This window comes from Paenibacillus sp. J22P143 (genome assembly GCF_059692035.1).
The window spans coordinates 70,984-85,238 of record NZ_JCAUAQ010000016.1; the positions used below are offsets into that span (position 1 = coordinate 70,984).

Genomic DNA, 14,255 nt, shown 5'->3' on the forward strand with positions numbered 1-14,255 from the left:
GAAACATACAGTCTACAATTTACAAAAAACCCGAAGACAGCTATGCCTCCGGGTTTTACTATGCTATATTTGTACGCCCTTTTTGAGCGTTTTCTGATCACTATTGGTGTTATTTACTAATGGAAGTAACTTGACACTTCGAACCATTGTGGACTGACATAAATGACATGTCGGCACGTGATCGAATGCAAAATTATCTCGCATCCAGCCTTTACAGCCTTCATTTTCACAAGACCATACCGTCACATTTTCTAGAGGCATCTCTTCGAGCGACTTTTTTCTGGAATACATGGATAAACCTCCTTAGAGTGCTGAGTGTCAGCTTGCTTTAAATTGAAAAAGACTGCCATTACTTACGTAAAGGCAGTCTTTTTAATTATATTACAGTTTTACAACGTTTTCAGCTTGAGGACCGCGGTTGCCTTGAACTACGCTGAATTCAACTGCTTGACCTTCGTCCAAAGTTTTGAAACCGTCGCCTTGGATTGCGGAGAAGTGAACGAATACATCGTTGCCGCCTTCAACTTCGATAAAACCGAAACCTTTTTCTGCGTTAAACCATTTTACTGTACCAGTAGCCATTGTGAAATACCTCCAAAAATTATTAACATGTTTTTTATTCTTCAAAGAGAAAAAAATTCACACATTATAAAAGGTTCACTAACAAAAATGAAAACCCTTTAAAATATGTGAATTCAGGTTCTATTTGTCGATTGGATTTATCATAACACACCGTTTATGAAAACGCAACCTATTTCCAGACTTTGCAAGTATAAAACTAAAAAATGGGCTCCCCAACTTTAGTCTAGGTTGCCCCTTGGTCTCCAGACGGTTTGATGCGCAGAGTAGGGGGTCTATACTTGAAATATCGCGTCTAGGAGGGTCCAAATCATGTTTAACGCAAGTATTTTAACCATTGTAATCGCAAGCTTATTATTCGTCATTTTCACATGGATCGGCGGCGTCAAGGCGTCCCGATTACTGTATAGCAGGAGCCTAGAGAAGCTTCACCGAAAAACGCGCAAGCTGCTATTCTGGGCATGGTTCCCGGCTATTCCCGGAGCTGCCATCGTCGCCGCCATTGCGTGGTTTCAGATGAACATGGATCCAATCTTTTGGAGGGACCGTGTCTATCTGCAAGCACCTCTAATTATTATTCCTCTTTTGAGCATATGGTTCGTAGCCGTTCCTAAACTGTTGAAGCTTCGTTCCTTAACGAAACAAAGCTTGGCTGAGACCGGCATTACAATTGAGCCTGCTATGTTCCAAAGATCCGCTAGTCCTGGTCTCACTTTCCCTTATCAATTAACCGCACTTAGCGCCGTGACATCACTTTATTTCACAATTGTAGCACCTGTACCATTCGAATGGGTAGAAACCACCATTCCGCTTGGCGCGCTTGTTCTCACCGCTGCAGGGCTTTGGTGGAGGCATCAACTTCGCTCCGAGCGAGTAAGTAAAGTGGCTAGCTATCAAGCACCGCGTCTATGGACGCGAGTTGGCACGATGACAGGCGTTCTCGTCGTGATCGCGGGTATTGGCTTCTATTTAATCACATTCGCCATGGACAAAAGCGTACTGCCAGCCGAGATTAATATGGCAAGCGGAACGCATGATTACGGCGGCGGCGCTGCAGGAGAGCATGCCAGTCATGATAAGACCGCAATGGCAGGGATGGTCTCTGTCGCCGACTTAACGGGCCCGAAAGAGGGGACACCGGATCGTCGTTTTACACTCGTTGCGCAGAAAAATACAGTCACACTCAGCTCCGGCAAAACCGTCGACGCTTGGACGTACAACGGGCAAATTCCCGGACCTGAGCTTCGCATGAAGGAAGGCGAGCTCATCGAGGTCACTTTAACGAACCAAGATATTGAAGAAGGCGTAACCGCCCATTGGCATGGTCTAGATGTACCAAATGCAGAGGATGGCGTTGCTGGCGCTACACAAAATGCGGTCATGCCTGGCGAATCCTACACGTATCGATTCCGTGCTGAACAGGTGGGAACCTTCTGGTACCATTCGCATCAGGAATCACAAGAAGCTGTTCGCAAGGGGCTTTTCGGGGCGCTGATCGTGGAGCCGAAAGATGTTTCTCAAGCACTGAAGGATATCACCGTGATGACCCATCTTTGGAAAAATACGTTCGCTATTGGTGCCAATGATGAATTGGACCGCCAAACGGTTGCACCAGGGACGCCTGTCCGCATGCGTTTAATTAACACCGATGATTGGGTTGATCAAACGTATACATTAGTAGGTACACCTTTTGAAGTCGCGGCTATTGACGGAACGGACCTGAATAAACCAGATCTCCTAACGAATACTCGTGTTACCGTGCCTACTGGGGGTCGTTATGATCTAACTTTTATCATGCCGGATCACCCTATTTATTTAAATGTGGGATTTCTGAAAAATGGAGGTATTCTGCTGTCACCTAATGGGCAAGGCAACATCCCTGACGTACCGCCAACCTTAGCTTTCGACCCGCTCGTATATGGAAGTCCGAAAGCAACACCTTTCGATGCGAATAGCAAATTCGATCGTGATTTCACCCTTATTTTAGATAATAAATTAGGCTTCTATAATCGGAATTTCGATTTACTCTATACCTTGAATGGCAAAGTGTTCCCAGACGCACCGATGTTCATGGTGAAGGAAGGGGATGTAGTCAAAACGACATTCGTCAACCGCGGCATTGTGGAGCATCCGATGCATTTGCACGGTCATCACGTTCTTGTGCTTTCGCGCAACGGCAAGCCTTCCACAGGCAGTCCTTGGTGGTCGGATACACTGGATATTCAACCAGGGGAAACGTATGAGGTCGCTTTCGTCGCCAATAATCCTGGTCTATGGATGGATCATTGCCATAATCTCGCGCACGCTGCTGCTGGCATGTCGATGCATCTGATGTATGAAGGGGTTACCACACCATTTTCGGTGGGAAGCGGCACCCAGAATCATCCGGAATAACTTGGCATGGGGGACCTATAAACATGACTTAAGACATATTTGGAGCCGCAGGATTTAGTTCCTTTGGGCTCCTTCTTTTATGGTCCATCACTGTGTATTTATCAGTCGTTTGGCCTATATCTCCGGGAAAAATCAGCTGAGATGCAGGTCTAAAGGGCTACTCAACCTCATCCTGCTAGGTGAGATTCTTGTCCTTGTCAAAGCCGCGATCATCCTAACATCGTGGCCGGCAGGTTGGCCATCGATGCAGGTGAAGCTGGGGCTTGAGCTGTTATTAGTCGGCGCTCCGGTGTTGGCGACGCTGTGTTGGTCCGTGCCTAGGCTGTGGCGGTTGACTCGGCTGTTGGAAAGGTTGAAAGGGCCGCAGTGCGTAGCTCTTACTGCGGAAGTGCGTGCTAGCGCTGCGCATATCGCGCTGGCGCTGCCCGTGCACGCGGTCATGCTAGGTGCGATGACCGTGTTCTTTTACACCTACTTCACCGCGGTTCCGCTGCCGGTGAAGCTTATCGTCGTGCCGACGCTGCTAGCCGCAGCCGGCACGTTGTTGCAGGGGTATCGGCTGCACCGCCGATACCTGGCCATACGCAGCCCCGCGTGGACGAAGCCACGGCTCGGGGTGCGGGTTGTGCGCGCTGCCACTGGCGTCCTAGCGGCGGCAGCTGTTTTATGGATCTGGCTAAGCGCAGCTAGCCAGATGAGCCGTTTGCCCGCCGAAATGAACATGGCGGCGGAGGGCACTTCCCACGCCCACCACGGCGTGGGCGGTACGAGCGTGGCGTCGCTGACGGGTCCCCGCGAGGGGACGCCGGATCAGCGGTTTACGCTCACGGCTATGAAGAAAACCGTGATGCTCAGCTCAGGTAAACAGGTGGATGCGTGGACGTTTAACGGCCAGCTGCCAGGCCCAGAGCTGCGCGTGAAGCAAGGGCAATTGGTGGAAGTCACGTTGGTGAACACCGATATCGAGGATGGCGTTACCCTCCATTGGCATGGCCTCGATGTCCCCAATGCGGAGGATGGAGTGGCAGGAGTAACACAAAATGCCGTCATGCCCGGCCAAACCTATGTGTACCGATTCATGGCCAGCGATGCGGGAACGTATTGGTATCATTCTCATCAGCAATCCTATGTGGGAGCTGGTAAAGGTCTGTTTGGGTCATTACTTGTAGAGCCTGCTCAACTTGATACCGATACTAAGCCAAATGAACTAGACATCCCGATTGTTGCACATACCTATTCAACCGTTGACGGTACATCGAACAAAATCGCTTTTGGAGCTTCGGATACACGCCAAATCCAGCGGATTACACCGGGTACGCCGGTTCGCTTACGTCTCATTAATACAGACAATGCACCCATAACCTTCAAGTTATTAGGTACGACTTTTCAAGTGGTCGCCATTGATGGATCGAACCTTCATGGGCCTACAGATCTAGTTGAGAAAGATTTACTCCTCGCAGCAGGTTGACGCTATGACGTGACATTCACGATGCCGCTGGGGTATGTGCTACTAGGTCCACAGTCCGAGAATGGGAGGGGTAACCATGCCTCCTTGTTGATGAGTCCAGATGGCAAGGATATAGCGTTTGAGGACACTGCGAGCACGCGCGGATCCCTCTGGGACCCACTGACGTACGGCAGTCCAGATGCCAACGCTATTGCAGCCTTCAACGGACAATACGACCGCGAATTCCAGCTCATTTTAGATAAACGATTAGGCTTCTTCAATGGAGCATTCACGTATTCATTTACGATAAACGGCAAGCTATTTCCTGATACGCCTATGTTAATGGTAAAAGAGGGAGACGTTGTGAAAACGACGATCGCCAATCACAGCAGCGCTACCCATCCGATGCATTTGCACGGACACCACATGTTGGTGCTGAGTCGCAACGGGCAGCCTTCAACCGGAAGTCCCTGGTGTGTGGATGCATTGAACGTCGCCGCAGGTGAGACGTACGAGGTTGCTTTTGTCGCGGATAATCCTGGCCTTTGGATGGACCATTGCCACAATCTGCAGCATGCGACTACGGGGATGACCATGCATTTGATGTATGAGGGAATCACAACGCCTTATTCGGTAGGAAGCGGCACGTTAAACCATCCTGAATAACCAAAGTGCTATTTATCGCGCAATTTCAACAATTGGAAGCCGTTTTTTCAAAAAAGAGGGAGGGCATGTCATGTTAACTTACACCGTTGACAAATTGACCTCTGCGGATTACGCTAAGAAAAGCAGGCACGACATAATTGCATATGACTTCTTTCGTATAACCTTAATAATTGGATTAAGGGTCTCTACTTAGAAACCGTAAATTTCTAGCTACGAAAAATGTGCACGGACAGGCATATTTTTCATGGCTAGTTTTTTTATGCCTACATTTTCATACATTAGGGGAGTAGGAGGTTTTGAACGATGACAACTATTTTAATTAAAGATGCGCAGATCGTGACCATGAACCGCAATGGAGACATTTTAAACGGGGATATGTTGATCGAAAATGATCGCATTACCGCTATTGGACCGGATTTGAATCCCGCACATGTAGATAAAATCATCAACGCCAAGAACCGCACCGTCATTCCCGGCTTTATTCAAACGCATATTCACCTGTGTCAGACGTTGTTCCGTGGTAAGGGGGACGACCTCGAGTTGATGGATTGGTTGACAAATCGGATTTGGCCGCTGGAAGCCGCCCATGACGAAGAGTCGATCTACTACTCCGCGATGCTCGGTATTGGCGAACTGATTCAAAGCGGAACCACAACGATCGTGGATATGGAGACGGTGCATCACACCGATTTTGCTTTTCAGGCTATAAAAGAGAGCGGCATTCGGGCCTTATCTGGCAAGGTGATGATGGACAAAGGGGACGAGGTTCCTTTCGCCTTGCAGGAAAATACGACAGAATCGCTACAACAGAGTGTTGATTTGCTAGAAAAATGGCACGGACACGACGACGGACGCATCCAGTACGCGTTTTCACCGCGTTTTGTCATCTCGTGTACGGAGGAATTGCTGCGTGAGGTTCGCAATTTGTCCGAACAGTACAAAGTGAAAGTGCACACACACGCGTCCGAAAATCGCGGTGAAATCGAGATCGTTCAAGCCGAAACGGGCATGCGCAACGTCGTCTACCTCGATCATCTCGGCTTAGCCAATGAGCGGCTGATCTTGGCGCACTGCATCTGGCTCGATGATGAGGAAAAACGCATCATCCACGAGCGTGGCGTGCATGTCAGCCACTGTCCAGGCTCCAACCTGAAGCTGGCTTCAGGGGTCGCCGAGACCCCAGAGATGCTGAAGCTGGACATCTCGGTCAGCTTAGGAGCAGATGGTGCGCCGTGCAACAACAATCTCGATATGTTCAACGAGATGCGGCTCGCTGCGCTCATCCAGAAGCCCGTTCACGGACCGACGGCAATGAACGCGCAGACGGTGTTCCGCATGGCGACCATCGGCGGCGCTCGCGCGGTCGGCATGGAGGGTGAGATCGGCAGTCTCGAAGTCGGCAAGAAGGCCGACCTTGCGATCCTCGATCTCAACAACTTCCACACGTATCCGTCCTACGACGTGGATCCGATCTCGCGCATCGTCTACTCCGCGACACGCGCCGATGTGGAGACGACCATCATCAATGGTCGGATCGTCATGGAAAACCGTATCATGCGGACGGTTGATAAGGACATCGTCCTGCCGGAAGCGAACCGCTCGATTCAGCGGTTGCTGAAGCGAGCTAACCTGCGTTAACCTCAACTCCCGCCATTCCTCTCCCAACTCAAAAAATCCTCCATCACCCTTTCGTCACCTAAGGGTCTGGAGGATTTCTGCTGTATTTAACTAGTGAATCAGCCCAAGCTATTTCCAATAAGGTACACACAGAAGAGCAAGCAGCAACACGGCTAATCCGTAGGCAAATGCAACCTTTTGGCCTTGTCAATGACTAAAAGCTTTCCCCTCCGAGCTATAGTAAGCCGTCAGATACGTCGGCGATTGATACGCGAAGAAGAACGGATCCGTCGATAGCAGCACCACGAAAACGAGAATCCACGGGTGCACACCTGCTTGGTCAGCCAACGGCAAGAGTGCCGTGACCAGCAAAATAACGGCTGGATCATCCCGAACGATCAACGTAACGATGAACGAGAGCAAGATAACCGCGGCCAGGAAGAAGAACGGCGACGTTACGAAAACGCCCATATGTTGGCCTAGGAACGAAGATAGCGCTTCGACAAGTCCAAGCTCATTGGCGGCGGCCGAGAAGCTGAAGGCGGCGCCTTGCTGATCCAGCGCCGCCTCAACGATGGATAAGCCCGCTTCAGGCGCGTGTTTCACGCAGTAGCGGACATAGCCATACGCCCACAAGACCGCGTAGCGCGCGACGAGCAGCCCGTCTGGACAGCGTCGAAGCGCATGGCCGATTGCCTGCTGCTGCCGCTCAGACTCTGCTCGCTCTCCTTCGAGTGCCTGCCCCGGCTCCTCGGCTTCCCCTGCGGCTAGCGCCGCCACGTCGAGTGCATGCTCCCATTCATTTCGCGCAGCATAAATCTCAACCATAGCTGCCCAGTCTCCTTCGGCTCGGTAGTAAGCCAAAGCTTGATCCACCCACAGCTGTTGCTGACTCTCGTCTTACCACTGTGGCAAGATGTCCAGCATCACTCGTGCGATTTCAGAACGCATCTGAACGGAATTGCTCTCCAAGTCCTTCTGCAAGAAGCGTCCAAGAGCAGCATATGCCTCATCCGCTTCTTGCATGGTCACTTTAAACAGATGCATCAACAGTCCGCTGTTCATACTCGGCAAGCGTGCACACGCAAATAGGAAGTCTCGCACAGGCTCTGGCAGCTGTTCCACCTCGTGCAGCACCCATTGCGCTTTCGCTTCCTTCGAGGCTTGTAATCGACCGTTGGTCGATACCAACCGGTGCGAAAGCAGCCGAATGAAATAAGAGGAGATCTGAGACTGCTCGACGACTAAACGATCGAAGGTTTCTCAATCAATATAGTAGAGAACGCTATCTACAGCTACGATGGCTGTTGCCGATCTTGGCTCGTTCGTTAACAGCGCCATTTCCCCTAGCGTATCCCCATCCTGCAAGCTCGCTAGCGACTGGCGCGCACCCTCTGGCGATTGAGAGAACAGCTCAATTCTGCCACTCTCAATTAGATACATGCTATCGCCAGGGTCACCCTGCTTAAATAGCGTATCTCCCGCTCGCCCCTTCAGCTTGTCTAATTTCCCCAAAAGCTTAGCTAACTCTATGTTAGAGAAGTCCTTAAACATCTCCATGTCTTTAATCACCACAAAAGTTTACTCTTGCAGATGCTATGTATACACGTAAATCTATCAGCTCAAAGAATACTGTACGTTTGATATGACAAATTTGTCCACAAAAATTCCTAGCAGCCATCACAACGCAAAAAGAAAGACCCTTAACTAAAAGTTAAGGGTCTTTCTAGAGAATGCTATATTTGCAAGCTGAAGCTTACAGTTTTACAACGTTCTCAGCTTGTGGTCCGCGGTTGCCTTGAACTACGTTGAACTCAACGCGTTGGCCTTCGTCCAAAGATTTGAAACCTTCGCCAGTGATTGCGGAGAAATGTACGAATACATCGTTTCCACCTTCAACTTCGATAAATCCAAATCCTTTTTCTGCGTTAAACCATTTAACTGTTCCTACTGCCATGGGTAATACCTCCAAAGTTTTATTAACATGTCTTTTTTCTTGTTTCGAACAAAAAAATTACACATTGGAAAAGGTTTCATTTACTTAAATGATAACCCTTTGCAATACGCAATTCAGGTTTTCCCTTTAAGACTATTAATACTGTACCACACAATATTCGGTATTGCAATTATACCTAAGAGGGATTTATTGCTAAAGCTATGAAGGATTCCCTATCGTCAATTTTAAGCGCCACAGCTAGTGCTAATGCGACATCTTTCGACGGGACGATTCGACCATTTTCGATGGAATTTAGGATGGAATAAGAGATCCCAGCTTTCTCCCCTAATTTACGAAGTGTGATATTTTGCTGTTGCCGCAGCTCTTTGAGCCGGATATGGAAGGCCATGATCGCCTCACCTCAACTTTCCAACTTTTTTTGTCTATGAATTTCAGTTCTAATTTTGTCGAATGGGTCTTCCCAGGCTGGCGGCTTGATGGTTTTGCCCATTTCATTCTTGTGAACCTTGCCATCCGGCCAAACCTTGGACATGTTCGCGTGCTGAACGATATCAAAGATCGGTCCTGGCTCTACACCCATTTCTACAAGTGTTCCCAGTACAAAATATAATTCATCGATCATTGCATCGACTTCATCTTCTAAGGTAGCTGCTTCTTCAAATTCATTCAGCTCTTCTTGCATCCACGCAAGTCGCGCGGCCTTACGCTGAGCGGATAGGCGCTGCGGTGATGCGCCCACCGGATGCTCAAATGTTTCATGAAACTTTTTCACAGCTTCAAAAGCTAGCTTTAATGTCATTGTATCTTAAACTCCCTTACCATGGTTTTCGTTTTCTACTATATACCATTTGGAGGAGTTGTGGTCAATATCTCCCATGCCTATTACAAGTGACGACCCATAATAAAACGGTCCTTCCAATAGCCTGAGTTCATTTCACGTACGACAACACCAGAACTGGTTGTATTGCTAATGAACTGCCCATTGCCGATATAGATGCCTACATGATTAACACGACCTGGTGTCGATGTACTGAACATCACTAGATCACCCTTGCTTAGGCTTGTCTTCTTGGAGACACGGGTTCCTAATTGCGCTTGCGCTTTAGACCCCCATGGGATCGAAATCCCATTTTTGCTGAATACGAGTTGCGTATAGGCAGAGCAATCTAGGATAAGACTACTTGTGTTTCTCGTACCGTAGCGGTAGGTAACCTTCCCGATATACGATTTCGCTGTACGCAGAATGCTGTCTACGCGGGACGTGCTCAGTGATGTAGCTGAAGCGCTTGTTATGGTTGAACTAGTAGTCGCCGTGGCAGCAGAGGCCGCCTGCGGGCTTAAAATCGCAGTTCCCGCGACTAACAAGGAAAGACTTAGACCTACGACAGATTGAGTAAGGCGGTTCTTTTTCACAAAAAGCATGATTGATTTCCTCCTCTAAAATTAAATATGAGCTTGCTTGACCTGCTACTACCATAGCACATGCCAAACACCCTAATATTTAACATCGAAGGAGGAAAGTCGCGTCACGCCTAGATGTAGGCATTATTCTGAGAATTCCATGAGAATTCGATGAGAATCAATCTCTTGACAGCAATGAATCCACTTTATCGCCTGTATGCTCCAGACGGAACTCCGACGGCGTAACCCCATATTTCTTTTTAAACACCTGAGAAAAATGCCTCATATCTTGATAGCCAATACGCTCAGCAACGTCAGCCAGCTTCATCTTCGGATTCATAAGCAGCTGCTTCGCCTGCTCCAATCGCAGGTTAATCACGAACTCCTTGAAGCCTTGACCCGTCTTCTGCTTAAAGAGCTGACTAAAGTACACAGGGTTCAAGTAGACAATCGACGCCACTTTCTCCAGTGAAAGATCGTCATGATAGTGAGTACGCATATATTGGAGGGCAACTTCGACAGAACGATCACTGCCGCTGGCATGATGCTCATAAACCTGCGTGGTTGACGCTTGCCGCATCCGTTGCACCTCCGCGGGCACCGATTGGAACTGCTTGATCCGTTCCGTACTCATGATTTGGAAGGGAACCTTCAAATATTTAATGAGATGACTGCGAAGCTCCTCAATGAGCTGTGCAATACTTGTTCCTTCGGGCGGCGTGACGAGTCCCAGCAAGCTTTTGCTGTCGTGAACCGTCACGAAGCCCTTGCCGTAGCGTTCAATCAGCTCCAACAGGACGTTCTCGATAATGAAATTTTCGAGGAAGACGGCCTTGTCGGTCTCCATTTTGACCATAATTAAGTTGAAATAAGGGTGCTGCTCCACGAAAGGTCCCATATCGATACGCCCCGTATCTAGACCCTGCACCCAGCGCTGGAAAACAGCTTCCTGCAGAAATTTGCGATTCGTCTTAAGCAGCTCCGCTTCCTCGATCAGCTCTGTATCATGGGCGATCTCGTCGCTCAGCTTGCGAATCATTTCGCTCAGCACTTCTTTGCCGATCGGCTTGAGCAAATAGTCCTTTGCCCCAAGACGCACAGCCTCTTGTGCGTAGGAAAACTCCGAATAAGCGGAGATCACAACCCATTTCACATGGGGATGGCGGCTGCGCGACATATTCATAAGCTCTAGACCCGTCATCCCCGGCATCAGTATGTCCGTTAGCACGATATGAATCGTTTGACTGCGAAGTATACTTATGGCTTGCTCCGCATTCGAAGCTAAGTGGATTATGTGTTCGGGAAAGCGATTCTGAAGCGTGCGTTGAATGCCTTGCAAAATAATGGTCTCGTCATCAACGATAAGAATATCCATGATCGTTATACCCCCTTACGAGGAAGCGGCATCGCAATGATAACCGTAGTTCCTACCTCTTGTTTACTTTCTATCCGGAGTCCGTAGGCCTCACCGAACAGTAATACAATACGTCGATGTACATTGGTAAGACCGATGCCTCTCCGCGTCATCATGCTGCCCTGGATGGGCTGCAAGTCAGTTGATTTGTCACCTGCTTTGTAGGTATACGGATCACCTATCATGCGCGCATCCTCTACAAGTCTTTCCTGCATCTGGCGAAGAAGTCTTTCCTCAATCCCCACCCCATTATCGGAGATAATGATATGCAGCTCTTGCTCCTGCACCTGAGCGAATACCCGAAGCACCCCAGGCTCTCGAAGTGGCTCTAGCCCATACTTAACAGCATTCTCGATGATGGGCTGCAGCGTCATTTTGGGCAGAACAACATCCAACCACTCCGGATCAATGTGAATCTCCGTACTTACCCTGCCCTCCAAGCGGTTCTCAATGATCGTCATATAATGGCGCATCTGATCCAGCTCTTGTTGCAGCGTCGTTTTGGACGCTTCCTGCCAATCACTGCTGTACCTGAACATATGAGACAACGCCAGAATGACTTTGCCTAAGCGATCATTCTCTCGTTCATCTAGCATCCAATAAATCATATCCAACGTGTTATAGAGGAAATGAGGATTCACCTGAGACTGCAGTGCCTGCAGTTCGGCATTCTTCTCACTCATGGAAGCTAGCGTAATACGTTCAATCAGCTCATCCATCCGATTCACCATGCGATTAAAGGAGGACACCAGCGAGTTAATTTCCTCAAAGGATTTGACCGTCACCGAGCCCTTGAAATTCCCCATCTCCACTTGCTTCATCTCACGGATCAGCAGCTTCAGCGGGGAGGCAATATTCTGCGATATCAGACTCGCCAATGCCGTAGAAAGAATAATGAGCACAACGATGACAACATAGAGGTACTCTCTCGTTTTCACGACTTCCGCATTGATATCCTCTTTGGGTGTTAAGCCGAAAACGGTCCAATCTGACATTTTCGCTTTCGCGGCTACAATTAATTGATCTGTGCGATCATCTACAATGATTTCATTCTCTGAAGGACGCGGAAGACCACTGAACGAAGGAAATGATTTCTTATCTTCAGCTGTCGTTGCGATCAGGTGATTCTCTCGATCTACGATATAAACCCTGCTGTTCGGGCTAATTGTCACGTTGGAAAGTGCAGCAAGAATGGGTTGTGGATTCGTTTCGATCAGCATGACACCAATCACCCGATGGTCCGTGAGGTCATATAGCTTCCTGCCAAAGACGAAGAGTGGAGCGCGCTGAAACTGATTGATGACTGATCCCTCGACCAACCCTAACCAGACCATTTCGCCTGAGGAGTCCTGTAGCTTCTGGTACCAGTCCGCAGATGAATAGTTGGTATTAATGACACTGTCAAAGCCGCGCTCATAATTATAGTTCTTACCTGCATTCGTGATGACATGAATACCGATGATATCATCACGCGAATAATAGATCGCTCCCAAAATATTCGTGATGGTACGTTCATTGAAAATACTACTTGCCAGATCAGGATTCGAATCACGATCTTGAATGAGACGAAGCATTTCATAGTTACTATTTAATGATTTCGTAATACTATCATAGCCCTGTAAGAGCAGATCAAATAAACCTACGGTTTGCGAGATATTTTTCTGAGCCAAATCACTAATCTTGCTATGTATAATTTGGGTTGTCTTCTGGTAGTACAGAACACTGACAAGCAGCACGAGCACGAGCATAGAAGTGATAAATAGCATGAATAGCCGATTATGAATGGAATTAAGGCCCCGTTTCACGTCTGCGCGGTCCCCTTTCGTTAGGCAGTATTTGCTATTTTAACACACCTAAATTTGAAAACGAAAAAAGAGAGGGGTGAAGTTAACCCTTCACCGCTCCCGCTACCATACCTTTTGTGATTTTGTCCGCTAATAAGAAGTACACGAGAATAACCGGCAGCGCACCTAGTACGAGGAAAGCGCCGATCGCTCCATAATTAACGGAATATTGACTTACGAAACTGTTCACCCCGAAAGGAAGCGTCTTAAGCCGCTCGGACGAGATAAATGTCGCCGCAAGGATGTACTCGTTCCAGATATTAATGAAGGTTAGAATACACACCGTCATCATCGGAGGCACGGAAATGGGAAGAATGATGCCGCTGAAAATCTTAAAGACTCCGGCTCCATCCACGACCGCTGACTCTTCAATTTCTGCCGGAATAGACTTCATGAAGCCGCTAAGGATAAAGACGGCAACTGGCGTCTGAAACGCAATGTAAGGCAAAATGATGGACAGATGCGTGTTCAGGATATGCATGTTTTTAAAAATAATCATAAGCGGCAATAATGTTGCCTGCATCGGAACCATCATCCCGATCAGGAAGATAACCATGACCAATTGACCGTATTTCCATTTGAACCTTGTAATCGCAAAGGCCGTTAAGGAGCTCAAGAACAGAACACTTACCATCGTGACCAACGTAACAAATAAACTATTCTTTAAATATTTGAAATAATTCCCTGCTTCAATCGCACTGGAAAAGTTCTTCCATTGAAACACTTCTGGTAAAGCGAAAAAACGTCCCGAGAGAATTTCCTCATTGGTTTTTAATGAATAAATAAATAGCCACAGCAATGGGTATACCTGTGTGACCACAAGTAAGGACAAGAATGCAATGACAATGACTTTCAGGATAGAGAAGCTCTTGCGTCTCCGTATAATGGCAGGTTTAGCCGAAGCTGCTTCCCTGGCGTTTTGCATGGTGACACTCC

At 48.2% G+C, this 14,255-nt stretch carries 16 protein-coding genes and 1 riboswitch; of the genes, 4 read left to right on the forward strand and 12 right to left on the reverse strand.

What is annotated here, in order from left to right; genetic code table 11:
• Positions 1-63: 63 nt before the first annotated feature.
• Together AC58PQ_RS20000 and AC58PQ_RS20005 are read right to left on the reverse strand one after the other, a co-directional pair.
• Positions 64-291 (reverse strand): cold-shock protein, encoded by a 228-nt coding sequence (locus AC58PQ_RS20000; protein WP_056622331.1) that lies wholly within the window; start codon positions 289-291, stop codon positions 64-66.
• 90 nt (positions 292-381) lie between these two features.
• Positions 382-582, reverse strand: coding sequence for a cold-shock protein (locus AC58PQ_RS20005; RefSeq protein ID WP_028555206.1), 201 nt, complete (start codon positions 580-582; stop codon positions 382-384).
• 309 nt (positions 583-891) lie between these two features.
• Between AC58PQ_RS20005 and AC58PQ_RS20010 the strand changes: the two genes are divergently transcribed.
• From AC58PQ_RS20010 to AC58PQ_RS20025, 4 genes are all read left to right on the forward strand, one after another.
• Entirely contained in the window at positions 892-2,973 is a 2,082-nt protein-coding gene (locus AC58PQ_RS20010) for a multicopper oxidase family protein (protein ID WP_497244583.1), read from the forward strand.
• Positions 2,974-3,217: 244 nt separating this feature from the next.
• Positions 3,218-4,441 (forward strand): multicopper oxidase family protein, encoded by a 1,224-nt coding sequence (locus AC58PQ_RS20015; RefSeq protein WP_497244585.1) that lies wholly within the window; start codon positions 3,218-3,220, stop codon positions 4,439-4,441.
• 9 nt (positions 4,442-4,450) lie between these two features.
• Positions 4,451-5,086: a multicopper oxidase domain-containing protein gene (locus AC58PQ_RS20020; RefSeq protein ID WP_497244587.1), complete on the forward strand. Its 636-nt coding sequence runs from the start codon at positions 4,451-4,453 to the stop codon at positions 5,084-5,086.
• A 133-nt stretch (positions 5,087-5,219) separates the two neighbouring features.
• A riboswitch (purine riboswitch) is annotated at positions 5,220-5,319 on the forward strand.
• A 70-nt stretch (positions 5,320-5,389) separates the two neighbouring features.
• Positions 5,390-6,724 (forward strand): 5'-deoxyadenosine deaminase, encoded by a 1,335-nt coding sequence (locus AC58PQ_RS20025; protein WP_497244589.1) that lies wholly within the window; start codon positions 5,390-5,392, stop codon positions 6,722-6,724.
• Between the two features lie 186 nt (positions 6,725-6,910).
• On the opposite strand, the gene AC58PQ_RS20030 is transcribed toward AC58PQ_RS20025, so the two are convergent.
• The 10 genes from AC58PQ_RS20030 to AC58PQ_RS20075 form a co-directional block, all read right to left on the reverse strand.
• Entirely contained in the window at positions 6,911-7,531 is a 621-nt protein-coding gene (locus AC58PQ_RS20030) for a TRAP transporter large permease subunit (protein ID WP_497244591.1), read from the reverse strand.
• A gap of 72 nt (positions 7,532-7,603) precedes the next feature.
• Positions 7,604-7,894 carry a hypothetical protein gene (locus tag AC58PQ_RS20035; RefSeq protein WP_497244593.1) on the reverse strand — a complete coding sequence of 97 codons (291 nt, stop codon included), beginning with the start codon at positions 7,892-7,894 and terminating at the stop codon, positions 7,604-7,606.
• A 72-nt stretch (positions 7,895-7,966) separates the two neighbouring features.
• Positions 7,967-8,263: a cyclic nucleotide-binding domain-containing protein gene (locus AC58PQ_RS20040; RefSeq protein WP_497244595.1), complete on the reverse strand. Its 297-nt coding sequence runs from the start codon at positions 8,261-8,263 to the stop codon at positions 7,967-7,969.
• Positions 8,264-8,459: 196 nt separating this feature from the next.
• The gene (locus AC58PQ_RS20045) at positions 8,460-8,660 is read right to left on the reverse strand and encodes a cold-shock protein (RefSeq protein ID WP_028555213.1); all 201 of its coding nucleotides are present in this window, start codon (positions 8,658-8,660) and stop codon (positions 8,460-8,462) included.
• 175 nt (positions 8,661-8,835) lie between these two features.
• Positions 8,836-9,048 (reverse strand): helix-turn-helix domain-containing protein, encoded by a 213-nt coding sequence (locus AC58PQ_RS20050; RefSeq protein ID WP_497244597.1) that lies wholly within the window; start codon positions 9,046-9,048, stop codon positions 8,836-8,838.
• Positions 9,049-9,060: 12 nt separating this feature from the next.
• Positions 9,061-9,459, reverse strand: coding sequence for a pyrophosphohydrolase domain-containing protein (locus AC58PQ_RS20055; RefSeq protein ID WP_477588213.1), 399 nt, complete (start codon positions 9,457-9,459; stop codon positions 9,061-9,063).
• An 83-nt stretch (positions 9,460-9,542) separates the two neighbouring features.
• A complete protein-coding gene (locus tag AC58PQ_RS20060) occupies positions 9,543-10,082 on the reverse strand; it encodes a C40 family peptidase (protein WP_497244599.1) in 540 nt (179 codons plus the stop codon).
• Between the two features lie 157 nt (positions 10,083-10,239).
• Positions 10,240-11,436 (reverse strand): response regulator, encoded by a 1,197-nt coding sequence (locus AC58PQ_RS20065; protein ID WP_497244601.1) that lies wholly within the window; start codon positions 11,434-11,436, stop codon positions 10,240-10,242.
• A 5-nt stretch (positions 11,437-11,441) separates the two neighbouring features.
• Positions 11,442-13,280 carry a sensor histidine kinase gene (locus AC58PQ_RS20070; protein ID WP_497244603.1) on the reverse strand — a complete coding sequence of 613 codons (1,839 nt, stop codon included), beginning with the start codon at positions 13,278-13,280 and terminating at the stop codon, positions 11,442-11,444.
• A gap of 82 nt (positions 13,281-13,362) precedes the next feature.
• Positions 13,363-14,244, reverse strand: coding sequence for a carbohydrate ABC transporter permease (locus AC58PQ_RS20075; RefSeq protein WP_497244605.1), 882 nt, complete (start codon positions 14,242-14,244; stop codon positions 13,363-13,365).
• Positions 14,245-14,255: the final 11 nt, after the last annotated feature.

What these genes read in the sequence shown, in the direction of transcription:
- AC58PQ_RS20000 (WP_056622331.1), bottom strand. Translation starts at nt 291, where the DNA reads ATGTATTCCAGAAAAAAGTCGCTCGAAGAGATGCCTCTAGAAAATGTG.
- AC58PQ_RS20005 (WP_028555206.1), bottom strand. Translation starts at nt 582, where the DNA reads ATGGCTACTGGTACAGTAAAATGGTTTAACGCAGAAAAAGGTTTCGGT.
- AC58PQ_RS20010 (WP_497244583.1), top strand. Translation starts at nt 892, where the DNA reads ATGTTTAACGCAAGTATTTTAACCATTGTAATCGCAAGCTTATTATTC.
- AC58PQ_RS20015 (WP_497244585.1), top strand. Translation starts at nt 3,218, where the DNA reads ATGCAGGTGAAGCTGGGGCTTGAGCTGTTATTAGTCGGCGCTCCGGTG.
- AC58PQ_RS20025 (WP_497244589.1), top strand. Translation starts at nt 5,390, where the DNA reads ATGACAACTATTTTAATTAAAGATGCGCAGATCGTGACCATGAACCGC.
- AC58PQ_RS20030 (WP_497244591.1), bottom strand. Translation starts at nt 7,531, where the DNA reads ATGGTTGAGATTTATGCTGCGCGAAATGAATGGGAGCATGCACTCGAC.
- AC58PQ_RS20040 (WP_497244595.1), bottom strand. Translation starts at nt 8,263, where the DNA reads ATGGAGATGTTTAAGGACTTCTCTAACATAGAGTTAGCTAAGCTTTTG.
- AC58PQ_RS20045 (WP_028555213.1), bottom strand. Translation starts at nt 8,660, where the DNA reads ATGGCAGTAGGAACAGTTAAATGGTTTAACGCAGAAAAAGGATTTGGA.
- AC58PQ_RS20050 (WP_497244597.1), bottom strand. Translation starts at nt 9,048, where the DNA reads ATGGCCTTCCATATCCGGCTCAAAGAGCTGCGGCAACAGCAAAATATC.
- AC58PQ_RS20055 (WP_477588213.1), bottom strand. Translation starts at nt 9,459, where the DNA reads ATGACATTAAAGCTAGCTTTTGAAGCTGTGAAAAAGTTTCATGAAACA.
- AC58PQ_RS20060 (WP_497244599.1), bottom strand. Translation starts at nt 10,082, where the DNA reads ATGCTTTTTGTGAAAAAGAACCGCCTTACTCAATCTGTCGTAGGTCTA.
- AC58PQ_RS20065 (WP_497244601.1), bottom strand. Translation starts at nt 11,436, where the DNA reads ATGGATATTCTTATCGTTGATGACGAGACCATTATTTTGCAAGGCATT.
- AC58PQ_RS20075 (WP_497244605.1), bottom strand. Translation starts at nt 14,244, where the DNA reads ATGCAAAACGCCAGGGAAGCAGCTTCGGCTAAACCTGCCATTATACGG.